Origin of the sequence: Ottowia flava (genome assembly GCF_008017535.1) — a bacterium.
GTDB lineage: Bacteria > Pseudomonadota > Gammaproteobacteria > Burkholderiales > Burkholderiaceae_C > Ottowia > Ottowia flava.
This window is the reverse complement of the sequence record NZ_VRUA01000001.1, coordinates 325,882-351,103: the sequence shown is the minus strand read 5'-3', so window position 1 is coordinate 351,103 and position 25,222 is coordinate 325,882. Positions and strand designations below refer to the sequence as shown.

Below are 25,222 nucleotides of genomic sequence, written 5' to 3'. Positions count from 1 at the left end.
CTCAAGCCTTCTCAATGTTCACGGTGAACGACTTGTACTCGGGCGTCTGCGTGTTCGCGTCGCCCACGAAGGGGGTCAGCGTGTTCACCAGATAACCCTGCTTGGTCTGGCCGACAAAGCCCCAGTGGTTGGGCAGGCCGACCGTGTGCACCGTCTGGCCGCCGCAGTCCAGCACCGGAATGCGCTTGGTGACGACCGCCACCGCCTTGATGAAGCCGCGGTTGGACGACACCTTGACCATGCTGCCGTGCGCGATGCCTTTTTCCTTGGCCAGCACTTCGCTGATTTCAACGAACTGCTGGGGCTGGATGATGGCGTTCAGCGTGGCGTGCTTGGTCCAGTAGTGGAAGTGCTCCGTCAGGCGGTAGCTGGTGGCCGCGTACGGGAACTCCTTCGGCTTGCCAAAGGCTTCCATGTCGCCCTTGAAGACGCGCGCGGCCGGGTTGGACTTGGCGCGCGGGTCCTTGTAGAGCGGATTGGTTTCCAGCGGCGTTTCAAACGGCTCGTAGTGCGTTGGCAGCGGGCCTTCGGCCATGCCGGTGGGCGCAAACAACCGCGCCACGCCTTCGCCCGTCATGATGAACGGGCGCACCGCATCGGGCACTGTCGGGCCGGCCGTCAGGCCGATGTCGGGCACGTCGGAGCCACCCCAGGTCTTGCCGTTCCAGACCACCAGCGGCTTGTCGGCGCGCCAGGGCTTGCCGGTCTGCGGGTTGACGGACGCGCCGTTGTACAGGATCCGGCGATTGGCCGGCCACGACCAGGCCCAGTTCAGCGTCTGGCCGATGTGCCACGGGTCGCTGTTGTCGCGCCGGGCCATCTGGTTGCCCGCCTGCGTCCACGCGCCGCAGTAGATCCAGCAGCCGCTGGCGGTGCTCCCGTCGTCGCGCAACTGGGCGAACCCGCTCAGTTGGTCGCCCGCCTTGACCAGCACCTTGGTGGCGTCGGCCGGGTCGGTCAGGTCGGTCAGGGCCTTGCCGTTGTATTCCTTGGCCAGCTCGTCGGGGCCCGGCATGTGCGGCACCTTGTAGGGCCAGCTGAGCTTGACGATCGGGTCGGGGAAGGCGCCGGCATCCTTGCGGTACAGCGCGCGCATGCGCACGAACAGCTCCGCCACGATGTCGATGTCGGTCTTGGCTTCGCCCGGCGGCGGCGCCGCCTTCCAGTGCCACTGCAGCCATCGGCCAGAGTTGGTGATCGAGCCTTCGTCCTCGGCAAAGCAGGTCGAGGGCAGGCGGAACACCGTGGTCTGGATGTCTTCGGACTTGACGTCGTTGTACTCGCCGTGGTTCTTCCAGAACTCGGCCGTTTCGGTGTTCAGCGGGTCGATGGTGACCAGGAACTTCAGCTTGGACAGGCCGGCGATGATCTTCTTCTTGTTGGGGAAGGAGGCCACCGGGTTGAAGCCCTGGCAGATGTAGCCGTTCATCTTGCCCTGGTTCATCATCTCGAACGCGCGCAGGATGTCGTAGAGCATGTCCCACTTGGGCAGGTAGTGGAAGGCCCAGTTGTTGTCGGCCGTCGCGGCATCGCCCCACCAGGCCTTTTGCTGGCTGACGAAGAACTTGGGGTAGTTCTGCCAGTAGCTGGTCTGGTTGGGCCGCAGCGGCTTGGTCGCCCTGGATTCCAGGTACGGCTTCAGTTCCTGTTCGGCGTCGCGCGCCAGCGTCATGTAGCCGGGCAGCGTGTTGGACAGCAGCCCCAGGTCGGTCAGGCCCTGGATGTTGCTGTGCCCGCGCAGCGCGTTCATGCCGCCGCCCGGCACGCCGATGTTGCCGAGCAGCAGCTGCATCAGCGCGCCGCAGCGCAGCATCTCAGAGCCGGTGCTGTGCTGCGTCCACCCCAGCGCGTACATGATGGTCATGGTGCGGTCGGGCGTGGCGGTGCTGGCGATGTACTCGCACACCTTCAGGAAGTCGGCTTCCTTGGTGCCGCAGACCTTGCTGACCATGGCCGGCGTGTAGCTGGCGTAGTGCTTCTTGAGGATCTGGAAGACGCAACGCGGGTGTTCCAGCGTCATGTCGACCTTGGCAAAGCCGTCGTCGCCATTTTTGTACGCCCAGCTGGCCGGGTCGTAGCTGCGCTTGGCTTCGTCGTAGCCGCTGAAGATGCCGTCGTTGAACTGGTACGCCTCGCCCACGATGAAGGGGGCGTTGGTGTAGTGGCGCACGTACTCCGTCTGGATCTTGTTTTGCGTCAGCAGGTAGTTGATGACCCCGCCCAGGAAGGCGATGTCTGACCCCGCGCGCACCGGCGCGTAGAAGTCGCTCATGGCGGCCGAGCGCGTGAAGCGCGGGTCGACCACGACCAGCTTCGCCTTGTTGACGTTGCGCGCTTCGATCGCCCACTTAAAACCCACGGGGTGCGCTTCGGCAGCGTTACCCCCCATCACGAGAACCAAGTCGGCGTTCTTGATGTCCTCCCAGTGGTTGGTCATCGCGCCTCGGCCAAACGTCGGAGCCAGACCGGCTACCGTCGGGCCGTGTCAAACACGTGCCTGGTTATCGAATACCAGTATCCCCATGCTGCGCATCACCTTGTGGGTGATGTAGCCCGCTTCATTCGACGATGCCGAAGCCGCCAGCATACCGGTGGTCAACCAGCGGTTGACGGTTTGGCCGGCGGCGTTGGTGGTCTGAAAGTTGGCGTCGCGGTCGGCCTTCATCAGGCCGGTGATGCGGTTCAGCGCCTCATCCCAGCCGATGCGCTTCCATTCCTTGGTGCCGGGTTCGCGCACTTCGGGGTACTTCAGGCGTCCCGGGCTGTGCACGAAGTCGAGCAGGCCGGCGCCCTTGGGGCACAGACTGCCGCGGCTGACCGGGTGGTCCGGGTCGCCTTCCACGTGGATCACATCGCCCAGCGCGTTCTTCGATCCGTCGCCCAGGCTGTACATCAGCAGGCCGCAGCCCACCGAGCAATAGGTGCAGTTGTTGCGTGTTTCGGTGGCGGCTGCGAGCTTGTACTGGCGCGTTTCGGCCAGCGCCGCGGTGGGCGAAAAGCCCAGCGCGACCAGGCTGGACGCCGCCAGTCCCGCTCCGCTGACGCGGAAGAACTGCCGTCGGTTCATGTCCATCGTGGTGACTCCTTGTGATGCGCAACGCGAACGCAGGAACTCCCCCTGGGTACGCGCACGGATGAAATGAGTCTACGGCGATAGCACAGCGCCAGCCGATGCAAAAACCCTTATGAAGCCAGATGCATAGCTCCGCGAGAGTCGGCATCGCGACGTGCGAGCAGCGCGCAAGGGGCGCGCCATGCAACGGACGCTGTCGCCTCGGTACGCGGGCCCGCGTGCTGGCACCGCGTCATTCTTGTCGGCGCTGACCGCAGCCCCTGTCAGCCGTTGCGCCTCAAGCGCGTCGCACCTGTTTTGATAGCTGCCCGCGCAGATTCATCTAGGGCTGAAGCGCGATTTGTCTTGAAGCAAAGGGCTAAGTCGCCCCGCTTGATCGCACGCCGATTGCGCCGTCGCCGACCGCCGCCACACCGGCCCGGCGCGTCTGCGGCCTGGCGTCACTCGCCCATCACCACGCCTTCACGCCGCGGATCGGCGCCGCCCAGCCACAGCTTCTTGCCGTGGATTTCGGTGCGTGTCAGCGCCTGCAGGCCGCTGGTCATGTTCATCTCTTTCACCTCGGCGCCGCGCGTGCGCAGGGCTTCGACGGTGGCCGGCGGGAATTTCTTCTCTTCCAGCATGGTTGGGCCGTTGGTGTTGCCGAAATTGGGCAGGTTGATGGCCTGCTGCGGCGTCAGGCCCCAGTTCAGCACGCCGTTCAGCGTCTTGGCGGTGTAGTGGATGATCAGCGCACCGCCCGGGCTGCCAGCGCTCATGACCAGTGGGCCGCGTCGGCCGTCGGGCGTCTTTTCAAACACCAGCGTGGGCGCCATGGACGAGCGCGGGCGCTTGCCGGGTTGCACGCGGTTGGCGATGGGTTGGCCCTTGGCGTCGGCTGGCGCAAAGCTGAAGTCGGTCAACTCGTTGTTGAGCAAAAAGCCCTTGACCATCTGGCGCGAGCCGAACTGGTCTTCGATCGTCGTCGTCATCGCCAGCGCTTTGCCGTGCACGTCGACGATGCTGATGTGGCTGGTGCCGTACTCGGGCTGGTCGGGCATGGGCGCGTAGCCGGTCTTCACCGCGCCGGGCTGGCCGGGTTGTGCGAGCTTCATGCTTTGCGCGCCGATCAGCTTGGCGCGTTCGGCCAGGTAGCCGGGCGCCAGCAGGCTCATCCAGCTGCCGCCGGGCGGCTGCACGAAGTCGGGGTCGGCCACGTACTGGCCGCGGTCGGCAAAGGCCAGGCGCGCCGCCTCGTTGTAGAAGTACAGCCAGTCGGCGGTGGGCAGGCCGGCGGCATCGGGCTTGGCTTGCGCGGCGGGCGTCTGGCCCAGGATGCCCAGGATCTGGCCGATGGCGATGGCGCCCGACGACGGCGGCGGGAAGCCGCACACCTCGTAGGTCTGCTGGTTGGCGGCCGAGCGCAGGTCGTGGCACAGCGGCGTGCGCTTCTTGGCCTGGTAACCGGCCAGGTCGGCCATGCTCAGTTTGCCGGGGTTGGTGGGGTGCCCAGTGACCTTGGCGACGATGGCCTGCGCCACCGGGCCTTCCAGCAGCGCCTTGGAGCCCTGCGCCGCGATGCCGCGCAGCACGGCGGCGTATTCGGGGTTCTTCAGCACATGGCCGACCGGCCAGGGCTGGCCGGCGGGGTTGTAGAAGTACTGCGCGGCGACTGGGTCGTTCTTCAGGAATTTTTCGGACTGCAGCAGCGTGTTCAGGCGCGGGCTGACCTGAAAGCCGCGCTCGGCCAGGTCGATCGCGGGCTTGAACAGGTCGGCCCAGGCCAGACGGCCGTGCGCCTTGTGCGCCGCTTCCAGCATGCGCACGGCGCCCGGCACGCCGGTGGAGCGGCCCCCAACCACCGCGTCGTGAAACGCCATTGGCTTGCCGTCGGGCTGCAGGAACAGCTTGTCGTCGGCCGCGGCGGGGGCGGTTTCGCGGCCGTCCCACGCCTCGACGTCGCGGCCGTTGGTGTACATCAGGAAGGCGCCGCCGGCGATGCCGCTGGACTGCGGCTCGACCAGGCCCAGCACCATCTGCACGGCGATGGCCGCGTCGATGGCGCTGCCCCCGGCCTTCAGCACCTGGTAGCCCGCGTCGGTCGCCAGCGGGTTGGCGGCGGCGACGGCGAATTTTTCGTCCGCCCAACCGGGCTTGTCGGTCCAGCCGGAGGCGGCTTCGGGCTGTGCCGGCAGGCTGGGCACCGTGTAGTCGAAGCGGCCTCCGCCGCCGCTGCCACTGGCGCAACCGGCAATGAGCGCGGCCGCGGCCACGCTGCCAAGGGCGAACAAACGGGAGCGGTGGGTTGGGCGAATATGGGGCATGGCTCCTCCTTCGGTATGGGTGGCGGCCATGTTAGCGCGCACAGATCGGTGTGGCGTGAATTTCAAGCCAAATGGGGCTCTGGTCCTACAACCACCTGCGCGGGCAGCTAGAAAAAACATAGCGACGTGCTGGCTGCACGCTGCTGTGTGGTTGGGGGGACCGTCCACGCGGCGGCGCGTGGTGCGCTGCCAGCGCGTTCCTCTCAAGACGGCTTGCGCGCCCGCCTCTTCCTGGCCGCTGCAGGGGCCTTGGCTGGCACGCTGGCCGCCTTGGTCACTGCGGCCCGGGTCTTACCCGGCGCGGTGGCCGCGCTGCCCGCGGCGCGCGGCTGGCGCGGTTTCTTGGGTCGCGGCGCGGGCAGGGCGTCGGCCGTGGCCAGCAGCAGCGCGCGCAGCAGGTCGCGCTCGTCCCAGCGGTCGGGCGTCAGCAGCAGGTGTGGCTTGGCCTGCTCGTAGAACTTGCCCCACACCGGCTCGTCCAGCAGCGCCTCGCCCGCCGGCGTCGGCTTGACGTACAGCTGGTCGTCGCACACAAAACCGACCGGCTTGTCGCCCACGTACACGCAGTACTCGCCAAACATCCGCCGCGTGCGCAAACCGGGCAGATCGCCCAGCTGGTCCAGCAGAAAGTCCATGGTTTCAGGGCGGGTCGACATGGCGACGGTTGACGGAGTGAGGACAGCGTCAGCTTAGCGCAGCGGCGCCCTCTGGATGCGAGTTGCCGAAGCGCCAGGGAGGCCCCGGCAAGCTGTGTGCACGTTGCCCTGCGGTCTGCACGGCGAACCCCAGACGGCCGTCGCTGGACCCGCGCCGGCACCAGCGGTGCCCCCGGAAGGGGGGTGGCGCAACCAGCCGAAGGCTGTGGAGCCTGGGGGAGAGCTTATTTCGGTGCCAGGCGAATCGCGCCGTCCAGCCGGATCACCTCGCCGTTCAGCATGTCGTTCTCGATGATCTGCTTGACCAGCTTGGCGTAGTCCTCGGGCGTGCCCAGGCGGCTGGGGAAGGGCACACCGGCGGCCAGCGCGTCCTGCACTTCCTGCGGCATGGTGAACAGCATCGGCGTGCCGAAGATGCCGGGGGCGATCGTCATGTTGCGGATGCCGTTGCGCGCCAGATCGCGCGCGATCGGCAGCGTCATGCCGACCACGCCACCCTTGCTGGCGGAATACGCGGCCTGGCCAATCTGGCCGTCATAGGCCGCCACGCTGGCAGTGCTGATCAGCACGCCGCGCTCGCCCGTGCTTTCGGGCTCGTTCTTGGTCATGGCGTCGGACGCCAGGCGGATCATGTTGAAGCTGCCCACCAGGTTGACCATGATGGTCTTGGTGAACACGTCCAGCTTGTGCGCGCCGCTTTTGCCCACCGTCTTCTCGGCCGGGGCAATGCCCGCGCAGTTGACCAGGCCCATCAGCTTGCCCATCGACACTGCCTTGGCCACCACGGCCTGGCCGTCCGCTTCACTGCTGACGTCGCACTTCACGAAGGCGCCACCAATCTCTTTGGCCACGGCCTCGCCTTTTTCCGCCTGCATGTCGGCGATGACGACCTTGGCGCCTTCCTTGGCCAGCATGCGCGCCGTGCCTTCGCCCAGGCCCGATGCGCCGCCGGTGATGATGAAAACTTTGTCCTTGATCTGCATTTGCGGTCTCCTGATCGCTTGATTTGTAGGGGGTTGAGTGGCTCAAGCGATTATGGACGAGCCCTTTGCGCCCCTTGCGTGGGTGCCACGGCGGCTGCTTGGGCGGACGGCCGGTCAGAAGCGGAACCAAACGATCACCGCGGCCGTCGCGCCGCACGGGACGGCGTTGGCCAGGCTCACGCCGCTCGCCTTGTCCATCTGGTCGCCATTGTTTCGTACATCCACAAGGGCATGGTCGGTTGGCGCCCACCCAGATCAGCCAGGTCCACAGCGAATGCTGGCGCGATTCGCGCGTTCGCAGGATCGCCAGCACCGTAGGCATGTAAGCCAGCAAGCGCGCCGTGGTCAGCACCATGAACGTCCAGGTCAACCCGCGCAGGCCAGGCGCGCCAACGGGGCGCCGCCGTGGGTGTGGCACTGCGGGGGGAAGGCGGGCCGTGGAGGTATTCATGGCGGGCTCTTTTTGGATACGGGCGCGGTGGTTTGCTGGTTTGCTTTTTTTGGTGAAAAGGGGTGGATGGCCATACAACCACCTGCGCAGCCAGCTGCGAAAGTTATAGCAGTTGCGCTGCACGCTGCCCACCCCCCAAGGCCACCGCCAACAAGCCCGGCGGGTATTGGTGTGCATTTGGTTTGGGTGCGGCCGACCTTTCTTCTGCGAATTGGGGGATCGCATGAACGAGAGATATCGCACTGCCTGAATGTGTTGGACTCAAGCGAACTGAACTTGGACACAAGAGAAATGGACTGGATTAGGAGGCGTTTTTCGCCGATGTGAACTTTTTTAAAAGAGAGCCGGGAGTGGCGCCACCATGCAGGAAAACCTAGGAGTTAAGGCTGACTTCGCCAGCACAACCGCGTGGTTGCGCAGTCCCCTCATTCGCACGAGCGAGCAGTTGCGTTCATTTCAGGACGACTTTGCGCAATTCCTGAACGGGATTCCGATCGAGCCTTTGCGTGACGGGCCGATCCAGGTCGCCGGCAGCGTGACTGTGATCGACCAGATGGTGTTGTGCCTGGGCGAGACTTCGCCGACGCGGTGCATGCATGTCACGCGGGACGACATGCACGAGCAGATCGTTCTGGCAATGACCCCAGCGGCACCAGCCTGATGCAATCCGAGGGTCAGGAATGGCGCATGGATGCGGGCGCTTCGGTGTTCATGCGCTCGGGGCAAATGCGTTCGATGGTGGCGTTCGGTCCAGCCCAGCGTTTTTCGGTGGTGCTGGACCGCCACACGCTGTCGCGTGTGGTGCCGGACGTAGACGCGCGTTTGATGCAACCTCTGCGCGGTCACCCGGTGTTGCAACTGATCGAGCAGTACGGCCGGCTGTTGTGCGACACGGCCTTGCCGCTGGCCACCGCTGCGCGCCAGGCGGTCGTGCAGCACATGCACAATCTAGCGGCCCTGGCCCTGGCCCTGGCCCTGGCCCTGGCCCTGGTCCTGGGTGCCGCAGGGGACGCGCGTGAGGTAGCGCAGGCCTGGGGCGCAGGCGGTGCGCCAGGACGTTGCGGCGCATCTCGCCTAGTCGGGGTTCTCGGTGTCGGAGGTGGCGCGCCGTCAGGGCGTGTCGACACGCTATCTGCAGATGCTGCTGGCTGAAGCGGGTCAGAGCTTTAGCCAGCTGGCGCAGAAAGCCCGGCTGGATCTGGCTCGGCAGCTGCTTACGAAGTGGCGCTGACGTCGGGCTTTGGCGATCTGTCGCACTTCAACCGCAGCCTCCGTCGGCGATTCGGCATGACGCCGCGAGAAGCGCGTGCCGAAAGCGCCGTCTGTCCGCACTTGCGCAACGTCTGATGGCGTGCAGGGCGCCTGGCCTACTGCGCGTAGGTTTGCTCTGTAATCAGAAACAACTCAGCGACCGATTTGAATGTCAAATGCGAATCATTCGCATATACTGACAAGCATCAGTGGCTGGGCGATGGCGCCTAAGCCGCGGAACAGCGGAGACGACCATGTCAACTAAGCACGCCCCTGATGCCCACACCGAGGAATACCTGTTGCCCCGCACCGAAGCGCTTCTGGCCGGCACGCTGGCGCTGATGACCGGTCTGGCGCACACCCCGCTGTGCGCCAGCCACCGTGAACTGATGGCCACGAAGGTGCGCGCGAACCTGGCCGAACTGGCGGCTCAGCCGCATGTGTCCGAAGCTTTGCGCACGGTCTTGTGCCGCCTGTCCGGTCAGTGGGGCGACGACCCGGCCGCCGCGCCCGCCGTCTCGGCCTGGCCCACCGGCCCGGTACAGGTGCACTGACATGCGCGCCACCGACGCCCACGAGCACCTGTGCCTGCTGCGCCAGCTGGGCGGCCTGCAGACGCGTGTCAGCGCCCAGATGCAGGCTCTGGCCTGTGCCGAGGCTGAGGCCCGCGCCCGTGCCGAGGCCGCCGAACGCCGCTGCGCCGCTTTGCAATCGGCCCTGGTGCGCGAACGCGCCCGGTGGGTGCTGGCCTGCACGCGTTGGAGTTGGGGCCTGGGCGGCCCGCCGACAGTGCGGCCTCTCGATGCCAACCCGGCAGCCGCCATCAGCGCACCGAAGTACCGCGCCGCCATGCCAGCCGAGCCGGGCGCGGTTGAAGTCGGCGCGCCGTACACCGCGACCGATGTGCTGTGTCAGACCGGCTGCCAGGGGCATGCCCATCCGTGGCTGAGCGCCGACGGCGGCTGCCGGCTGACGGGGGCGGACTGTACGCGGGTGCACAGCGCCACCGCAGACCTGGCGGAAAGCGGCGAACGCGAACCGCGCTGATGCCGTGCAGGGCAGGTCGCCCGCATCGGCGTGCAGCCCAAAAGATAAGAAAAAAAGGAGCTGAACCTACAGCCATCTGGGCAGGCAGCTGCGAAATCGATAGCGATCTACGGCGAGATCGGATCGTCCAAAGGCTGGGCGGCCAGCGCAGCAAAGCGCCCCGCCTTCGCCAAATACTTCCCCATCAACCGGTCCATCGACGGCCGGGCCCAGCGTTGCAGCTCCATCAGCAGCGCGTGGTCGGGCCAATCCATGGCGTAGCGGGTGCCCAGATCGCGCTGCAGGCGCGCCAGCAGCTCGGCGGCCATTTCGGCGTCGGCCAGGGCGCGGTGGGCGCGGCCGGTGCGGGGCAGGCCGAGGTGGTCGACGAGGCGGCCCAGGCTGTGGCTGGGCGCGTCGGGGTAGACGCGGCGCGACAGCAGCACGGTGCAGGCAAAGGGCTGGGGTGCGTCCAGGCCGGCCAGGGCCAGTTCGGTCTGCCAGAACTTGCGGTCAAACGACGCGTTGTGCGCGACCATGGGCGCGTCGCCGACGAAGCGGGCGGCTTCGTGCATGACCTCTTCGGCCGGGGGCGCGGCCGCGACCATGGCGTTGGTGATGCCGGTCAGCTGGGTGATGAAGGGCGGGATCCAGGCGCCGGTGCGCATCAGGCTTTGGTAGCGCCCGACGATGCGCTCGCCTTCCAGCAGGACGATGGCCACTTCGGTGGCGCGCGCGCCTTGCAGCGGGCCCATGCCGGTGGTTTCAAAGTCGATGACGGCGATCGGTGCGGGCATCTGTAAATTTTGAATGAAGCAGGCCTCTGGCCTAGCGCAATCTGCGCGGCCAGCTACTTAAACTGTAGCGATTGTGGTGGCGCTGCGCCGCTCCAGCGTGAACGGCGGCAGGCCTTGCAGCAGGCGCGTGCCGTAGCTGGTGCGCACCAGGCGCTTGTCGTAGCAGTAGACGTGGGCGCGGTCTTCTTCGGTGCGGATGGCGCGGCCGACCCACTGCGCCAGGCGGATGGCGGTGGCGGGCACGACCAGTTCGCTGAAAGGGTCGCGCCCGGCGGCGCGCAGCCATTCGGCGCGCGCTTCGCCCACCGGGTCGTCGGGCGGGGCGAAGGGTAGCTTGGTGATGAACAGCGATTCGCACAGCGGGCCGGGCAAGTCCAACCCTTCGCCAAACGACTGCATGCCGAAGATGATGGACGGCAGGCTGGCCGCCACGCGTTCGCGGTGCTGGCGCAACAGCATCTGGCGCGGCAGGCTGTTTTGCACCAGCACGTGGGCGCGCAGCGCGGGTGTCAGGCGCTCGGTGGCCTGGCGCATCTGCTCGCGTGAGGTGAACAGCACCAGCGCACCGGCCTCGACGCGCGCCAGGTCGGCCAGCAGCGCGCTGACCATGTCGGCGGTGAAGGCGAGCACGTCGCGCGGCTCGGCCGCGGTCTCGGTGGCGATGAAGATGCCCTGGCGCGCGTAGTCGAACGGGCTGGGCACGGCCAGGGTGCGCACGGCGTCGTCGCCCGACAGGCCCGCTTCGCGCAGGAAGAAATCGAACTGGCCGCAGCTGGTCAGCGTGGCCGAGGTCAGCACCGCGCCGCGCACGGCCGACCACAGGTGGTGGCGCAGCGTGTTGCCGGGCTGGATGGGGCTGGCGTGCGCCTTGACGACGATGAAGTCGCCGTCCATCGCCAGGGTGAACCACTTGGCCGCGGGCGGCGTGCCTTCCACCGCGTCCTGCAGCAGCAGCTGCGCTGTGGCGTGCACGGCTTCCAGCCGCGGTGCCAGCGTGCCCAACTGGGCGTAGAGCGTGGACAGGCGCTTGGCTTCTTCGGGCCGCTCGCGCATGGCGCTGCGCAGGGCTTTGGCGATGCTGCGCAGCACGGTCAGCAGACCGCCGGCATGGTGCGCGGCCTGCGCAAAGGGCTCGGTCAGCGCGGCGGGCAAGGCGCCTCCAGGGACGCGCGCGCGGCTGCTGGTCGCGGCCGGCGCAAAGCGCGCCAGCGTGCTGGCGCCGTACGCCTGGCGCGGCGCGCGCAGGGTGTCGCCGTACACGTCCATGGTCAGGCGCGCGGCGTCTTGCAAGGCGGTGCGCAGCTGGGTGGCGTGCGGGGCGATGTCGCCCAGCTCGTCGATCTCCATCAGCTGGCCGATGCGCAGCGCGCGGCTCGCCAGCTTGCCGATCCAGTTCAGGCGCGACAAGTCGGCCTCGCAGGCGAAGCGGTCGAGCGCGGTGGCGGGCAGGTGGTGCGCCTCGTCGACGACCAGCAGGCAGTTGTCCAGCTCGGGCAGCAGCCGCGCGCCCAGCGAGGTCAGCAGCAAATCGTGGTTGGCGACGATGACGTGCGCGCCGACCAGCTCCTTGCGCTTGTCGTAATACGTGCACTGGCTGAACACCGGGCAGTGCTTGCCGGTGCACGAGCTGGCTTCGGCCGCCACAGGCTGCCAGACTTCCGACTCGGGCGGTGTTTCCAGCGAGTCGCGGTCGCCGTCCCAGCCGCCAGTCGTCAGCACGTCGGCCATGCGGGTATAGAGCTGGACGCGCGCCTCGGTCTCGGCACGCGGACGCGGGGCGCGTTGCTCGGCGGCCTGATCGGCAAACAGGTCGTCGTCGGGCGCGTCGTCGTCCTCGTGTTGGCCGCCGCTGGCCAGGCGCTCCAGCTTCAGCTTGCAAACGTAGCGCCCGCGGCCCTTGGCCAGGGCGAATTTGAAGGGTTGGTCCAGCTGCGCGGCCAGCGCCGGCAGGTCCTTGTGGACCAGCTGTTCCTGCAGCGCGACGGTGGCGGTGGAAATCAGCACGCGCGTGCCGCGCGCCAGCGCCAGCTGGATCGCGGGCACGCTGTAGGCCAGCGATTTGCCCACGCCGGTGCCGGCCTGCAGCACGGCGATGGCGCGTTGTGGCGCGTCGCCTGCACCGCCGCCACTTTCGCCTTCGACCTTGCCCAACTCTGCTTCGCTGAAGGCCTGCGCCACCGCCTCGGCCATGCGGCGCTGGCCTTCGCGCACGCGAAAGCCGCTGGTGGCCTGCACCACGGCGTCGAAGGACTGCAGGGCCTCGTCGGCCCAGACTTTGGGGTTCATGGAAATCGGTGGAGGCGCCGCGTCGCGCCCCATGGGCCGGGCGGTGGGTGCTACTGTACTTGTATCCAGCGGTCTATGTTAGCCGACGGGGCGCTGCGCGGTCGACAAAAGGACAACTCGGCGGCCTGACGGGGCTGCGGGGCTGGCCACCAGGAGCGCGGTTTTGGGCCAACGTCAATGAGCCGCCCACGTTCGACGCAGATCCCATTGGGCGTTGCTGAGAATTTGCATAGGCAAGATTTCATTCAATATCTTTCATCTGATGCAATGTGCCCTCAATTCCTGTACCATGTGCTCATGTATCCCTAGCGCCTACCGATCCGCAGGAGCCATCCCCAGCTATCAGGAGCCCACCATGCCCGCCGCCCAAACCGTTCAGGTCCCCAGCCCCGACCGCGTTCTGACCCAGGCCACGCTGCGCGCCGCCGATTTGCTGGCACTGCCAGGGTCCGACCTGGCCAAGGTCATCGGCGTCAGCGACTCCACCGTCAGCCGCTACCGCAGCGGGGCTGCGGAGATTTCGCCCAGCTCCAAGCCGGGCGAGCTGGCGCTCTTGCTGGTGCGGGTGTTCCGGTCGCTCGACCCGCTGGTCGGCTCGGACACGCAGTTGCGCAAGGAGTGGATGCATTCGCTGAACAAGGCGCTGGGCGGCGTGCCCGCGCAGTTGGTCCTCAAGCCCGACGGACTGACGCGCACGCTGTCGTACCTGGATGGCATGCGCGCGGCGGCATGACGGCGGCCGCGGCGCCCTGGCCGGCCGAGTGGCTGCAGGACACCGTCCACGCGCTGTCCGAGCCCGAGGTCTGGCGCGGTGTGGAGACGCAGTACGCCAGCTCCAGTCTGCAACTGGTCGATTCGCACGCCGAGCACGACGTGCTCGAACAATTGCTGGAAGCCAGTAAGCCGCCGCTGCCCGATGATGCACCGCGCGGCCAGCATTTCCTTCTTTCCACGCCGTTTCGCTACACGCCGGGGCAGGGCAGCCGCTTCCGCGCGGCGGGCAGCCTGGGCATTTGGTACGGCGCGCGCGAGCTGAAGGCAGCCTGCGCCGAAGTCGCCTACTGGCGCATGCGTTTCATCCTGGACAGCGTGGGCCTGCTGCAGCGCCGCATCACGACGCACCACACCTTCTTCATGGCGGTGGTGCGGGGCAGCGCAATCGATCTGACCGCGCCGCCTTGGGACGCCTTCGCCAGCGCCTGGACCAGCGGCAGCGACTACACCGAAACCCAGCGCCTGGCCGCTGCCGTTCAAGCCGCGGGCATAGAAGTGATCCAGTACGCGTCGGTGCGTGAGCCCGGCTGCACCTGCTTTGCCGTCTTCACCCCCGCCGCGCTGCGCCAACCGCGCGGAGGTATCGACCGCACGCGTCAGAAATGGACCTGCACCGCCACGCGCGAACGCGTGCTGATGGCGCAGGACGGTGGGCCGGGGCGCTGGGAGTGGGATGGGTGAAGCGCCGCGCTTCGTCTCCGCGGTGGGCCTTGGCGGACATTCTTTGTGCTATTCATTGGATAGCTTTCTGCGCTGATGGTTGTAGGGCTAAAGCCTGATTTGTCTTGAAACAGGTTTGCCATTCCCCGGCCGAACGACGCAGCGGCCGCCGGGGTCAACCGACGCGCTTACTTCGCCGCGGCGCCATCCGCCGACACGCCTAGCGCCTTGTGCAGCTTGGTGCTGGTGGTCGTGTACTGGAACGGCACTTCCTTGCCCGGGAAGACGAAGGGCAGGGCGCCGTAGGCCGCCAGCGTGGCTTCGTGAAAGCCGCACAGGATCAGCTTCTTCTTGCCGGGGTAGGTGTTGATGTCGCCCACGGCGAAGATGCCGGGCTCGTTGGTGCCGTAGGTCTCGGTGTTGACGACGAGCTGCTTGCGCTCGATGTCCAGCGACCAGTCGGCGATGGGGCCGAGCTTGGGGCTCATGCCCAGGAAGGCGAGCAGCGCGTCCAGCGGCACGCGGCGCGTCACGCCATCGGGGCCCATGACCTCGATGGCGGCCAGGCGGTCGCCGGAGGCGTCGAAGCCGACGACCTGGCCGACCATGAACTGCATCTGCTGCGCCTCGCACAGCGCCCGCATCTGCGCCACCGATGCGGGCGTGGCCTGAAAGCCGTCGCGCCGGTGCAGCAGCAGCACGCTGGCGGGCCGGTGATCGGCTTCTTGCGTGGCGAAGCGAATGGCCCAGTCGAGCGCGGAATTGCCGCCACCGGCGATGACCACGTGTTTGCCGGCAAAGTCGGCGGGGCGCTGCACGCGGTAGAACAGCTGGCGGTTCTCGAACGCCTCGATGCCAGGCACCGTCAGCCGCCGCGGCTGGAAGGCGCCGACACCCGCGGCGATGAACACGGCCTTTGCCAGCAGGCGCAGACCCTGGGCCGATTCCAGCAGAAAGCGGCCATCGGCTTGCTTTTGCAGCGTGCTGACCTCGTGGCCGAGGTGAAAGGTGGGCGCGAAGGGGGCGATCTGCTTGTGCAGCGCGTCGGTCAGTTCCTGACCGCTGCACACCGGGATTGCGGGGATGTCGTAGATCGGCTTGTCGGGGTACAGCTCGGACGGCTGGCCACCGATCTGCGGCAGCGCGTCGATGACGTGGGCCCGGATCTCCAGCAGCCCCAGCTCGAACACCTGGAACAGGCCCACCGGCCCGGCGCCGATGATGGCGGCATCGGTTTCGATCAGCGGCGTGGTGGTGTCGGTCATCCGGCGTGCTTCACATTCGATAGCTGGTTGCGCAATTTGGGCGCGGGCTGGGGCTTGATTTCATTCAAACCCGTGTCAGAGCACCATCGTAGCGGCACGCCGCCGCCAGCGTTCAGCGCTTGAGGAAGGGCAGCTTGTCGGTGCGGTCTTTCCACTCTTCCGCGTCCGGCAGCGCGTCCTTGCGCTTGGTGATGGTGCGGTAGGCCGGGTCGCGCGCCAACTGGGCGTTGATCTCGGTCATGTGCACCTGGTCCTTGGGCACGTCTTCTTCAGCGTAGATGGCGTTGACCGGACATTCGGGGATGCACACCGCGCAGTCGATGCATTCGTCGGGGTCGATGGTCAGGAAGTTCGGGCCTTCCTTGAAGCAGTCGACCGGACACACATCCACGCAGTCGGTGTACTTGCAGTTGATACAGGATTCGGTGACGACGTGGGTCATGTTCTTGGGGCTGAGAGCAAACGAAAAATGCGTGGACGGTGGCACCGCCCTGGCGGCGCGGCGGGTCGGGCCCAGCCGCAACGGCCAGGAGGACCGTGGCCAATAGGGGATTTTACCGGCTGGGCCACCTCATGCGGGGGGAAGTCCCAGTGGGAAAAGGGTTGCCTTGAGCGGGGTCATTTCGCGACCACGGCGCGCACAGGCGGGGTGTCGGGCGACGCTGGCGCCACGCGCAGCCGCTGTGGGCAATGACCAGCGTACGGGTTGCCCGGCTCAGCGCACCAGCACGGCGCCGGCGGTGCGCTGGCTGGCGGTGTCGACCAGGATCAGCGCACCCAGCGTGCGGCTGCGGGCAAACGGCGTGGCGGGCACCGCTTCCTGAAGCGCCAGCTCGACATGGCCGATGGCGTTGGCTTCCAACTGGTCGGCCGGCTGGCGCGCCAGGGTGTGGATGTCCAGCCGCTCGGCGATGCGCTGCACTTTGGCCTTGACCCAGCGGTGGCCGTGCAAGGCCCAGTACACGCGCCCGGGCCGCAGCGGCTCGTCGTCCAGCCAGGCGATGGTGGCGGACACGGTGCGCGTGATCGGCCAGGTGGCCACGGGCGCGGGCGTGTCGTCGAAATCGTCGGCCGCAGCAGCGGGGGCTTCAGCCGGCGCAGCCACGATCCAGTCGCCGCGCGACACGTCCAGTTCGCGGTCCAGCACGATGCCGGCGCTGTGGCCCGCGGCCACCTCATCCGGGTGCCGTGCGTGGTCCAGCACCTGCGCGACCACGGCTTGCTGGCCGCCCGGCAGCAGTTGCACGCGCGCGCCGGGCGCGACCTGGCCAGTGGCGACGCGGCCCCAGAAGACGCGGCGGCCGATGCTTGTATCCACGGAGGCGGAGGCGCTGCCGCTGGCAGCCTGGGTGGGCTTCTCTACCCATTGGACAGGGAACGCGAATGGCAGGTCCGTCTCGCGCGGTGTCACCGGCAAGCGCTCCAGCAGCTCCAGCAGCGTCGGGCCGACGTAGCCGCACCACCCGGGATTCTGGTGCCCGGTGTCGACCACGTTCCAGCCCTTCAGTGCGGAGATCGGCACGATCGCTGTGGTGGGCAAGCCGGCGCCCTTCGCAAATGCTTCGAGCGCGGCGCGGATGTGCTGGTAGGCCAGCGTCGGGTCGCTCACCGCGTCGAGCTTGTTGATGGCGAACAGCACCGACGGCACGCGCAGCAGCTGCAGCAGCAGGCCGTGCCGGCGCGTTTGCGGCAGCAGCTTGAGGCCCGCGTCGGCCCAGTCCAGCTTGGTCGCGTCGACCAGCACCACGGCAGCATCGGCCTGGGACGCGGCCGTAACCATGTTGCGCGTGTACTGCTCATGCCCCGGCGCGTCGCCGATGATGAATTTGCGCGCTTCGGTGCTGAAGTAGCGGTAGGCCACGTCGATGGTGATGCCTTGCTCGCGCTCGGCCTGCAGTCCGTCGGTCAGCTGCGCCAGGTCCGCCTCACCCCCGCGCGTCACCCCCGCCAGGTGGTCCTGCAGCACGGCCTTGCTGTCGACCAGCAGGCGACCGATCAACGTGCTCTTGCCATCGTCCACGCTGCCGCAGGTGATGAAACGCAGCGCGGTTTCAGTATCTTTTGTGGCTGCAGCCTTAGAGGCATCTGCGCGGCCAGCTATCAATTCGGTAGTCGTCATGGTGTGACTTTGTTCGGTTCAAAACTTCCACAAGGCTTGAGCGTGCAAGACCCAGCCGGCGGAGCGCGCAGCGCGACCGCCCCCAGTGCACCCAGGCGCCGGCTTTGCCAAGCCTGGGGTGCGTCCCCCGTCGGGGAAGGCGCCTGCGGCGCCTCAGGGGGGCCTCAGAAATACCCGTCTTTTTTGCGCTTTTCCATCGATGCTTCGCTCGTCTTGTCGTCCATGCGCGTGGCGCCGCGCTCGCTCACGTCGGCGGCCAGGGTTTCGATGACGATTTCGCCCGGCGTGGCGGCGAGGCTCTCCACCGGGCAGGTGCAGGTGATGTCGCCCACAGTGCGAAAGCGCACGGTGCGCGTTTCCACCGTTTCGCCGTCTTTCGGTGGTGTCAGTGGCGTCACCGGCACCAGCAGGCCGCGGCGCTCGACCACCTCGCGCTCGTGTGCGTAGTAGAGGCTGGGCAACGCGATGTTTTCGCGCGCGATGTACTGCCACACGTCCAGCTCGGTCCAGTTGCTGATGGGGAAAACGCGGAAGTGCTCGCCCTGCGCCAGTCGCGTGTTGAACAGCGTCCACAGCTCGGGCCGCTGCGCCTTGGGCTGCCACTGGCCGAAGCTGTCGCGGTGCGAAAAGATGCGCTCCTTGGCGCGCGCCTTTTCCTCGTCGCGGCGGGCGCCGCCGATCAGCGCGTCAAAGCGGAATTCCTCTATGGCTTCGAGCAGCGTGACCGACTGGTGCACGTTGCGCGATTCGCCCGGGTGGGCCAGCCGCACGGTGCCGCGCGCCATGCTGTCTTCGACGCTGCGCACGATCAGCTCGGCGCCCAATTCGGCCGCGCGCTGGTCGCGGAAATCGGTCACTTCCGGGAAGTTGTGGCCGGTGTCGACCATCAGCAGCGGGTAGGGGATGCGCCCCACGCCAAAAGCCTTTTCGGCGCAACGCAGCATCACCAGCGAATCCTTGCCGCCGGAGAACAGCAGCGCGGGGCGCTCGAACGCGGCCACTTCGCGCAGGATGAAGATGGTTTCTTCTTCCAGCGCGTCCAGGTGCGCATTGCTCAGCGTGTGGGCGGCGGCATCGGCATCAGCGGCGCGCAGCAGTTCGTTCGACTCGGTGCGCGCGTTCATGCGGCGATCCCTTCGTTCTGGGGTTGTTTGACGTGGAGGCCGCACTCCTTGGCGCTTTCACTCTCCCACCACCACCGCCCGGAACGGAAGTCCTCGCCCAGCGTGACCGCCCGGGTGCAGGGCGCGCAGCCGATGCTGGGGTAGAACTGGTCGTGCAGCGGGTTGTAGTCGACCTGGTTCTCGGCGATGTAGTGCCACACGTCGCCCCAGGTCCAGTCGGCCAGGGGGTTGTATTTGGTCAGCGACTTGCTCTGTTCTTCGGAGCGGTCGATCAAGTGCACATCGGCGCGGGCGCCGGATTGCTCGCGGCGCAGGCCGGTCACCCAGGCGGCCTGGTCGGCCAGCGCGCGGGCCAGCGGCGCCATCTTGCGGATGTTGCAGCAGGCCTTGCGCAGCTCAATGCTTTTGTACATCGCGTCGCGACCTTCGCGGGCGACGAACTGCACCACGGCCTCTGGCTCGGGGCGGTACACCGTCAGCGGCGCATGCATCAACGCGGCCTGCTGCGTCTGCAGGCGGTCCAGCAGGGCCAGCGTTTCGGCGTGCAGCGCGCCGGTGTCCAGCACGAAGATGCCGATCGGCAGGCGGTGGCGGTTGATCAGGTCGGTGATGACCATGTCCTCGGCGCCCAGGCTGCTGGCCTGGCGCACCGGTCCGGTGGCCGCGGCCTTGAGCAGCGTGACCACGGTTTCGTGCAGCTTGGCTTCGAACGAGGGCGAGGCGTGCGCATGCCGCTCGACCGCTGCGCCTGCGGCCTCAGCCGACACGCCGGGCCAAGCGCTGACGCCGCCGACGCTGTCCGTGGCAGGCACTGGCAGGGCGCTCATGCCGCAGCCCTGGCCGTGTCGCGGGCAAAGCGCGGCAGCGGCTGCAGCGCGTCGCCCTGGTAGAAGGCCGCGTAGCGCTGGAACTGGCGCTCGGCGGCCGCCGCGTCCACGCCTTCGGCCAGCACGGCGCTGGAAAAGCCGCTGCGCGCCATCTGCACCAGCTGGTCGATCAGCACGTCGCCGGTGGCACGCAGATCGCCCGTGAAGCCGTGGCGGCGGCGCAGGGCCACGGCCTGGCTGAAGGCGCGGCCGTCGGTGAACTTGGGAAATTCCAGCTCGATTCGGTCCACGCCTTGCAGCGCGCCGTCGGCAGCCAGCGCCGCCAGATCGGCGTCGTTGGCGATGTGCAGGGTTTTCAGGCCATTCAGGTCGCTGGCACTGGTGCTATCTGCGCGGGCAGCTATTATTTTCATAGAACTTGTCGTTGCGTTTTGCGACAGCTTGGGCCGTGCAGGCGCCATGCCGTGGGTGCCCAGCCACTGTAGGTGCCAGGTTGCCAAAAACCAACGACAAAGTTCTTTGAGGCATATGCGGGGTCGGCATAAGCAGGCGCTGCGCCGCCTTGTGCACCCCTGGAGCGCGTCAGCCGGTGTTGCGCAGCGCCGCCGCGATGCCGTTGATCGACATGTGGATGCCCAGCTTGACGCGCTCGTCTCCCGCGCCGTCGCGCCAGCGGCGCAGCAGCTCGACCTGCAGGTGGTGCAGCGGGTCGATGTACGGAAAGCGGTGCTGGATGGACCGGGCCAGTGCCGGGTTGCCGGCCAGGCGATCGCTTTCGCCGGTGATCAGCGCCAGCGCTTCGGCGGTGCGGCGCCATTCGGCCCGAATGTTGGCAAAGATGCGCTGGCGCAGCTTGGCGTCGGGCACCAGGTCGCTGTAGCGCTTGGCCAGGGCCAGATCGCTCTTGGCCAGCACCATGTCCATGTTGGACAGCAGGGTGCGGAAGAACGGCCACTGCTTGACCATGCGGCGCAGCAGGGCGGTTTGCTTGGCCGGGTCGGCGCCGGGCGCGTGGATGAACTGGTCCACGGCCGATCCGAAGCCGTACCAGCCGGGCAGCGTCAGCCGGCACTGGCCCCAGCTGAAGCCCCAGGGGATGGCGCGCAGGTCCTCGATGCGCTGCGTGGCCTTGCGCGACGCCGGACGCGAGCCGATGTTGAGCTCGGCGATCTCGCGGATCGGCGTGGCGGTGAAGAAGTAGTCGGTGAAACCCGGCGTGTCGTACACCAGCGCGCGGTAGGCGGCCATGCTGGCGCGCGACAAGGTTTCGGCGGCTTGCAGAAAGGCCGGGCTGGCGCCTTGCGTAGGTTGCAGCAGCGTGGCTTCCAGCGTGGCGGCGACCAGGGTCTCCAGGTTGCGGCGGCCGATCTCGGGATTGGCGTACTTGGACGCGATGATCTCGCCCTGCTCGGTCAGCCGGATCTGCCCGCGCACCGTGCCCGGCGGCTGCGCGAGGATGGCCTGGTAGCTGGGGCCGCCGCCGCGCCCCACGGTGCCGCCCCGGCCATGGAACATGCGCAGGCGAATGCCGTGGCTGTCTGCCAGGTCGTCAAACACCTCCACCAAAGCCAGCTCGGCGCGGTACAGCTCCCAGTTGCTGGTGAAGATGCCGCCGTCCTTGTTGCTGTCGCTGTAGCCCAGCATGATGTCCTGTTCGCCGCCCGAGCGTTGCCACAGCGCGGCGATGCCGGGCAGCGCGTAGTAGGCGCGCATGATGGGCGCGGCCTGGCGCAGGTCTTCGATGGTCTCGAACAGCGGCACCACCACGAGGTCGGCCACGGCGCTGTCGCTGTCCAGCGTGCCGCGCATCAGGCCGACTTCCTTCATCAGCAGCAGCACCTCCAACAGGTCGCTGACGGTTTCGGTGTGGCTGATGATGGCGTGGCGCAAGGCCTCGCGGCCGTAGTCGCGCAGGGCTCGCAGCGCAGTTTCCAGAATCGCCAACTCGGACACCGTGTGGGCCGAGTAGCTGGCGCCCATCACGCGCAGCGCGCGCGCGTCGTTCAACAGGCGCAGCAGCAGCTGCTGGCGCGCGGGTTCATGGAGCGCGCCGTAGTCGGCCTCCAGCTGGGCGGTGGCCAGCAGTTCCTGCAGCACGGCTTCGTGCTGGTCCGAGCTTTGGCGCAGGTCCACGGTGGCCAGGTGAAAGCCGAACACCTCCACCGCCCGGATCAGCGGCGCCAGGCGCTGGGCGATCAGCGCTGCGCCGTGGTGCTGGCGCAGCGAATCCTCGATGGTGCGCAGATCGGCCAGAAAGGCCGCCGGGTCGGCGTAGGCGTTCTGCGGCATGACGGCATGGCGTGCCGCTTCGCCGCCCGCCAGGTGGCGCAGCGTGGCAGCCAGACGCGCGTACACGCCGGTCAGCGCGCGGCGGTAGGGCTCGTCGACGCGGTGCGGGTTGGCGTCGGGCGAGGCCTCGGCCAACGCCTGCATCGCGGGGCTCACATGGGCCAGCCGCTGCGCCATGGACAGCTCGCCGCCCAGCAGGTGCACCTCGGTCAGGTAGTGGCGCAGCACCACTTCGGATTGCCGGCGCAGGGCGGTGGCCAGCGTGTCGGCGTTGACGAAGGGGTTGCCGTCGCGGTCGCCGCCGATCCACTGGCCCATGCGCAAGAAGGGGTGCAGGTGCGTGCCGCCCAGCTGCGCCTCCAGCTCGGCGTAGAGGCGCGGGATCTCGCGCAGGAAGGTGGTTTCGTAGTAGCGCAGCGCGTTCTCGATCTCGTCCGTCACCGTCAGCTTGGTCAGGCGCAGCAGGCGCGTTTGCCACAGCTGCACCACGCGGGCTTTCAGCTGTGCCTCGTTCTCGGCCAGCGCGCGCGGGGTCAGCGCGTCAGGGCCTTTGGCATACAGGAGGGCTTGCGTTGTGAGGTGGTCGCGCTCGGCGAGGAGCTCGGCAATGCCTTGTTCGGCGGCCAGGATGCTTTGGCGCTGCACCTCGGTCGGATGCGCGGTGAGCACCGGCGCGACGTACGACTGCGCCAGCGTCTGCACCACAGTTTCGGGCGCGATGCCTTTGTCCTGCAGGCGTACAAGCGCGGCGTCCAGGCGGCCGTCCTGGCTGCGGCCTGCGCGTTCGTGCACGGCGCGCCGGCGGATGTGGTGCTGGTCTTCGGCCAGGTTGGCCAGGTGCGAAAAGTAGGTGAAGGCGCGGATGACGCTGACGGCCTGGTCGCCCGACAGGCCTTCCAGCAGCTTCTTCAGCGCCTTGTCCGCCTTGGGGTCGTCGTCGCGCCGGAAGGCGACGGACAGCTGCCGGATCTGTTCGACCAGCTCAAAAGCCGAGTCGCCTTCCTGCTCGCGGATCACGTCGCCCAGCAGGCGGCCGAGCAGGCGGATGTCCTCGATCAGCGGCTGGTCCTTGGCGGGGCCGCTGTCGGTGCGGGCGCGGGGCGCAGAGGTGGCGGACGTGGATTTCCGGCGGGCGACAGCTTGTTTCATGCGCGCATGCTATCGGCTCATGTGACCACGCTTGCGGGGGGCGGGCGCCTGCCGCACAGCGGGCAGCGGTCAGGCGCGGTCGAAGATTTCAAGGGTTTCTGGCCGCTGGCCCTAGAACCACTTGCGCAAGCAGCTTCCGAATGTATAGCAAGCAGGATGTGCGCTGGTGTTGCGCACGCCTCACGCCTCACGCCTCGGCGTGTTCCGCCTGCCGCGTGCGGTGGCCAGCGTCCAGCCGCGCGCCGTTGGCGGCGGCCTTGAACGGGTCGTGGCCGACCCGGCGCAGCGTGTCGATGAAATGCTCGGCCGCGCTGCTGCGCAGGTCGCGGTAGGTGGTCAGCACGGCTTCGACCACGCCCGGCACCTCGGCCGCGCTGAAGGATGGGCCGACCACTTTGCCCGGGTGCGCCGGGCCGGACAAGGCCGAGCCGTCGCTGCCGCCCAGGGTGACCTGGTACCACTCCTTGCCGTCCTTGTCGACGCCCAGAATGCCGATGTGGCCGCTGTGGTGGTGGCCGCAGCTGTTGATGCAGCCGCTGATGTGCAGGTCGATCGGGCCCAGGTCGGTGACTTCGTCGATGTCCTGGTACAGCTCGGTCAGCGCGGCGGCGACGGGAATGGCGCGGGCGTTGGCCAACGAGCAGAAATCGCCGCCAGGGCAGGCGATCAGGTCGGTCAGCAGGCCGATGTTGGCCTGCGCCAGGCCCAGCGCCTTGGCCTGCTCGTACAGCGCGGGCAGGTCGGTCTGGTGCACCCAGGGCAGCAGCAGGTTCTGTTCGTGCGTCAGGCGCGCTTCGCCGGCGCTGAAAGTGTCGGCCAGCGTGGCCAACGCGTCCAGCGTGTCGGCGTCGGCATCGCCGGGGGCCCAGCCCAGGCGCTTGAAGGACAGGGTGACGATGGCCAGGTCGGCCTGGCGGTGCGCGCGCACGTTTTGCGCCAGCCAGCGCTGGTAGGGCTTGGCCGTGGTGTCGACATGGCTGGGCAGCTTGGCGGCGCGCAGCGGCGGCTCGACAAAGCTGGCCTGCACGCGCGCCAACTCGTCGGCGCTGATGGTGTGCGGGGCGCCGTCCTGTTCGACGATGGCGCGGTATTCCGCTTCAACTTCGTCGATGAATTTCTGGCCTTCGGACTTGACCAGGATCTTGATGCGCGCCTTCCACTTGTTGTCGCGCCGGCCATAGCGGTTGTACACACGCACCACGGCTTCAACGAAGTTCAGCAGCTCGGCCCAGGGCAGGAAGTCGCGCACCACGGTGCCGATGACCGGCGTGCGGCCCATGCCCCCGCCCACCTTGACGGTGAAGCCCACTTCGCCTGCGTCGTTCTTCTGCGCCTGCAGGCCGATGTCGTACCAGCCGGTGGCCGCGCGGTCTTCGGCGGCGCCGTTGAAGGCGATCTTGAACTTGCGCGGCAAGAAGGCGAATTCGGGGTGCAGCGTGCTCCACTGGCGCAGGATCTCGGCAAACGGGCGCGTGTCGACGATGCCGTCCGGCGCAATGCCTTCCAGCGCTTCGCAGGTGATGTTGCGGATGGTGTTGCCACTGGTCTGGATGCCGTGCATGTGCACGCTGGCCAGCAGATCCATCACGTCCGGCGCCTTGGCCAGCGGGATCCAGTTGAACTGCACGTTGGTGCGCGTGGTGAAGTGACCGTAGCCGTACTGCAGGGGCGGTGCGGCCAGCGTCAGCCCGGGTTGTGAAGCCTGCAACTCGTCCTGTGTCGCTTGCGCGCTGGCCAGCAGGGCGGCGTCAGGCCGGTCGTACTCGCGCGCGATGCGCGCCAGCGTGCGCAGCTGCAGGCTGCTGATCTCGCCGTAGGGCACGGCAATGCGGGCCATGGGCGCATAGCGCTGCACGTACCAGCCGTTTTGCAGGCGCAGCGGCAGGAACTGCTCTTCGCTCAGCTCGCCGCGCTGCCAGCGCTCCAACTGGTCGCGGAACTGCTGGGCGCGCAGCTTGACAAAGGCCTGGTCGAATGCGGTGTATTGGTACATCGGGTGGGTCGGAAGCTGGCAACGCGGCAACGCGCGTCGCTGGGAAGGGCCGACTTTAGGTTTGGCATATGCCAAAACCAACCAATACTTTGTTGTTGATATAGATGGATATGGAATAAAGGGTGGTCACCCGGGCGCACGGCGGCGGCCGACGGCGTTGTCAGACAAGTGCCCACACGGCGCCTGGTTGGGCGTG

The 25,222-nt window shown here is 67.6% G+C and carries 21 protein-coding genes; 7 read left to right on the top strand and 14 right to left on the bottom strand.

The annotated features are described in order from the left end of the window. Window position 1: 1 nt before the first annotated feature. From fdnG to FVQ98_RS01575, 4 genes are all read right to left on the bottom strand, one after another. Entirely contained in the window at window positions 2–3,073 is a 3,072-nt protein-coding gene (gene fdnG / locus FVQ98_RS01590; protein ID WP_147911658.1) for a formate dehydrogenase-N subunit alpha, read from the bottom strand. A gap of 440 nt (window positions 3,074–3,513) precedes the next feature. After that, entirely contained in the window at window positions 3,514–5,376 is a 1,863-nt protein-coding gene (locus FVQ98_RS01585) for a gamma-glutamyltransferase family protein (RefSeq protein ID WP_147911657.1), read from the bottom strand. Between the two features lie 203 nt (window positions 5,377–5,579). Next, entirely contained in the window at window positions 5,580–6,032 is a 453-nt protein-coding gene (locus FVQ98_RS01580) for a TfoX/Sxy family protein (protein ID WP_147911656.1), read from the bottom strand. Between the two features lie 224 nt (window positions 6,033–6,256). Beyond that, window positions 6,257–7,015 carry a 3-hydroxyacyl-CoA dehydrogenase gene (locus FVQ98_RS01575; RefSeq protein ID WP_147911655.1) on the bottom strand — a complete coding sequence of 253 codons (759 nt, stop codon included), beginning with the start codon at window positions 7,013–7,015 and terminating at the stop codon, window positions 6,257–6,259. Between the two features lie 812 nt (window positions 7,016–7,827). Here FVQ98_RS01575 and FVQ98_RS01570 point away from each other — a divergent pair. The 5 genes from FVQ98_RS01570 to FVQ98_RS01550 all read left to right on the top strand — a co-directional run bounded on the left by FVQ98_RS01570 (window position 7,828) and on the right by FVQ98_RS01550 (window position 9,764). Continuing rightward, entirely contained in the window at window positions 7,828–8,127 is a 300-nt protein-coding gene (locus FVQ98_RS01570) for a hypothetical protein (RefSeq protein ID WP_147911654.1), read from the top strand. After that, window positions 8,127–8,618: a hypothetical protein gene (locus FVQ98_RS01565; protein ID WP_187265587.1), complete on the top strand. Its 492-nt coding sequence runs from the start codon at window positions 8,127–8,129 to the stop codon at window positions 8,616–8,618. Before FVQ98_RS01570 ends, FVQ98_RS01565 begins: the two co-directional genes overlap by 1 nt. Before the next feature lie 69 nt (window positions 8,619–8,687). Continuing rightward, on the top strand, window positions 8,688–8,813 hold the full coding sequence (locus FVQ98_RS01560) for an AraC family transcriptional regulator (RefSeq protein WP_147911652.1): 126 nt from the start codon (window positions 8,688–8,690) through the stop codon (window positions 8,811–8,813). Window positions 8,814–8,971: 158 nt separating this feature from the next. Next, window positions 8,972–9,271: a hypothetical protein gene (locus FVQ98_RS01555; protein ID WP_147911651.1), complete on the top strand. Its 300-nt coding sequence runs from the start codon at window positions 8,972–8,974 to the stop codon at window positions 9,269–9,271. 1 nt (window position 9,272) lies between these two features. Next, window positions 9,273–9,764, top strand: coding sequence for a hypothetical protein (locus tag FVQ98_RS01550; RefSeq protein ID WP_147911650.1), 492 nt, complete (start codon window positions 9,273–9,275; stop codon window positions 9,762–9,764). A gap of 107 nt (window positions 9,765–9,871) precedes the next feature. On the opposite strand, the gene FVQ98_RS01545 is transcribed toward FVQ98_RS01550, so the two are convergent. Further along, window positions 9,872–10,540, bottom strand: a complete 669-nt coding sequence (locus tag FVQ98_RS01545) for a 3'-5' exonuclease (RefSeq protein ID WP_147911649.1) — start codon at window positions 10,538–10,540, stop codon at window positions 9,872–9,874. 57 nt (window positions 10,541–10,597) lie between these two features. Then, entirely contained in the window at window positions 10,598–12,826 is a 2,229-nt protein-coding gene (dinG, locus tag FVQ98_RS01540) for an ATP-dependent DNA helicase DinG (protein WP_147911648.1), read from the bottom strand. A 355-nt stretch (window positions 12,827–13,181) separates the two neighbouring features. On the opposite strand from dinG, the gene FVQ98_RS01535 reads away from it, so the two are divergent. Together FVQ98_RS01535 and FVQ98_RS01530 are read left to right on the top strand one after the other, a co-directional pair. Then, window positions 13,182–13,559, top strand: coding sequence for an antitoxin Xre-like helix-turn-helix domain-containing protein (locus tag FVQ98_RS01535; protein ID WP_147911647.1), 378 nt, complete (start codon window positions 13,182–13,184; stop codon window positions 13,557–13,559). Beyond that, entirely contained in the window at window positions 13,556–14,281 is a 726-nt protein-coding gene (locus FVQ98_RS01530; RefSeq protein WP_147911646.1) for an RES family NAD+ phosphorylase, read from the top strand. Before FVQ98_RS01535 ends, FVQ98_RS01530 begins: the two co-directional genes overlap by 4 nt. A 167-nt stretch (window positions 14,282–14,448) precedes the next feature. Here FVQ98_RS01530 and FVQ98_RS01525 read toward each other — a convergent pair whose 3' ends face one another. The 8 genes from FVQ98_RS01525 to FVQ98_RS01490 form a co-directional block, all read right to left on the bottom strand. Next, window positions 14,449–15,525, bottom strand: coding sequence for an NAD(P)/FAD-dependent oxidoreductase (locus tag FVQ98_RS01525; protein WP_147911645.1), 1,077 nt, complete (start codon window positions 15,523–15,525; stop codon window positions 14,449–14,451). Between the two features lie 112 nt (window positions 15,526–15,637). After that, window positions 15,638–15,967, bottom strand: a complete 330-nt coding sequence (fdxA, locus tag FVQ98_RS01520; protein WP_147911644.1) for a ferredoxin FdxA — start codon at window positions 15,965–15,967, stop codon at window positions 15,638–15,640. Window positions 15,968–16,240: 273 nt separating this feature from the next. Further along, on the bottom strand, window positions 16,241–17,644 hold the full coding sequence (locus FVQ98_RS01515) for a sulfate adenylyltransferase subunit 1 (protein WP_147911643.1): 1,404 nt from the start codon (window positions 17,642–17,644) through the stop codon (window positions 16,241–16,243). A 164-nt stretch (window positions 17,645–17,808) separates the two neighbouring features. Further along, window positions 17,809–18,768: a sulfate adenylyltransferase subunit CysD gene (gene cysD / locus FVQ98_RS01510; protein WP_147911642.1), complete on the bottom strand. Its 960-nt coding sequence runs from the start codon at window positions 18,766–18,768 to the stop codon at window positions 17,809–17,811. After that, complete coding sequence (locus FVQ98_RS01505; RefSeq protein ID WP_147911641.1) at window positions 18,765–19,595, bottom strand: phosphoadenylyl-sulfate reductase; 831 nt, start codon at window positions 19,593–19,595, stop codon at window positions 18,765–18,767. The genes cysD and FVQ98_RS01505 overlap by 4 nt, the downstream gene beginning before the upstream one ends. Then, window positions 19,592–20,008, bottom strand: a complete 417-nt coding sequence (locus FVQ98_RS01500) for a DUF934 domain-containing protein (RefSeq protein ID WP_147911640.1) — start codon at window positions 20,006–20,008, stop codon at window positions 19,592–19,594. The genes FVQ98_RS01505 and FVQ98_RS01500 overlap by 4 nt, the downstream gene beginning before the upstream one ends. A 169-nt stretch (window positions 20,009–20,177) precedes the next feature. Beyond that, window positions 20,178–23,033 carry a phosphoenolpyruvate carboxylase gene (ppc, locus tag FVQ98_RS01495; protein WP_147911639.1) on the bottom strand — a complete coding sequence of 952 codons (2,856 nt, stop codon included), beginning with the start codon at window positions 23,031–23,033 and terminating at the stop codon, window positions 20,178–20,180. Window positions 23,034–23,220: 187 nt separating this feature from the next. Further along, window positions 23,221–25,026, bottom strand: a complete 1,806-nt coding sequence (locus FVQ98_RS01490) for a nitrite/sulfite reductase (RefSeq protein WP_147911638.1) — start codon at window positions 25,024–25,026, stop codon at window positions 23,221–23,223. Window positions 25,027–25,222 lie beyond the last annotated feature (196 nt).

Bases quoted from the DNA above. Each gene is read 5' to 3' on its own strand.
- FVQ98_RS01555 (WP_147911651.1), top strand. From the start codon at position 8,972: ATGTCAACTAAGCACGCCCCTGATGCCCACACCGAGGAATACCTGTTG.
- FVQ98_RS01575 (WP_147911655.1), bottom strand. From the start codon at position 7,015: ATGCAGATCAAGGACAAAGTTTTCATCATCACCGGCGGCGCATCGGGC.
- FVQ98_RS01505 (WP_147911641.1), bottom strand. From the start codon at position 19,595: ATGAGCGCCCTGCCAGTGCCTGCCACGGACAGCGTCGGCGGCGTCAGC.
- FVQ98_RS01580 (WP_147911656.1), bottom strand. From the start codon at position 6,032: ATGTCGACCCGCCCTGAAACCATGGACTTTCTGCTGGACCAGCTGGGC.
- FVQ98_RS01530 (WP_147911646.1), top strand. From the start codon at position 13,556: ATGACGGCGGCCGCGGCGCCCTGGCCGGCCGAGTGGCTGCAGGACACC.
- FVQ98_RS01525 (WP_147911645.1), bottom strand. From the start codon at position 15,525: ATGACCGACACCACCACGCCGCTGATCGAAACCGATGCCGCCATCATC.
- cysD (WP_147911642.1), bottom strand. From the start codon at position 18,768: ATGAACGCGCGCACCGAGTCGAACGAACTGCTGCGCGCCGCTGATGCC.
- FVQ98_RS01570 (WP_147911654.1), top strand. From the start codon at position 7,828: ATGCAGGAAAACCTAGGAGTTAAGGCTGACTTCGCCAGCACAACCGCG.
- FVQ98_RS01535 (WP_147911647.1), top strand. From the start codon at position 13,182: ATGCCCGCCGCCCAAACCGTTCAGGTCCCCAGCCCCGACCGCGTTCTG.
- FVQ98_RS01490 (WP_147911638.1), bottom strand. From the start codon at position 25,026: ATGTACCAATACACCGCATTCGACCAGGCCTTTGTCAAGCTGCGCGCC.
- FVQ98_RS01585 (WP_147911657.1), bottom strand. From the start codon at position 5,376: ATGCCCCATATTCGCCCAACCCACCGCTCCCGTTTGTTCGCCCTTGGC.
- FVQ98_RS01545 (WP_147911649.1), bottom strand. From the start codon at position 10,540: ATGCCCGCACCGATCGCCGTCATCGACTTTGAAACCACCGGCATGGGC.
- FVQ98_RS01500 (WP_147911640.1), bottom strand. From the start codon at position 20,008: ATGAAAATAATAGCTGCCCGCGCAGATAGCACCAGTGCCAGCGACCTG.
- FVQ98_RS01565 (WP_187265587.1), top strand. From the start codon at position 8,127: ATGCAATCCGAGGGTCAGGAATGGCGCATGGATGCGGGCGCTTCGGTG.
- FVQ98_RS01550 (WP_147911650.1), top strand. From the start codon at position 9,273: ATGCGCGCCACCGACGCCCACGAGCACCTGTGCCTGCTGCGCCAGCTG.
- dinG (WP_147911648.1), bottom strand. From the start codon at position 12,826: ATGAACCCCAAAGTCTGGGCCGACGAGGCCCTGCAGTCCTTCGACGCC.
- fdxA (WP_147911644.1), bottom strand. From the start codon at position 15,967: ATGACCCACGTCGTCACCGAATCCTGTATCAACTGCAAGTACACCGAC.
- FVQ98_RS01515 (WP_147911643.1), bottom strand. From the start codon at position 17,644: ATGACGACTACCGAATTGATAGCTGGCCGCGCAGATGCCTCTAAGGCT.
- ppc (WP_147911639.1), bottom strand. From the start codon at position 23,033: ATGAAACAAGCTGTCGCCCGCCGGAAATCCACGTCCGCCACCTCTGCG.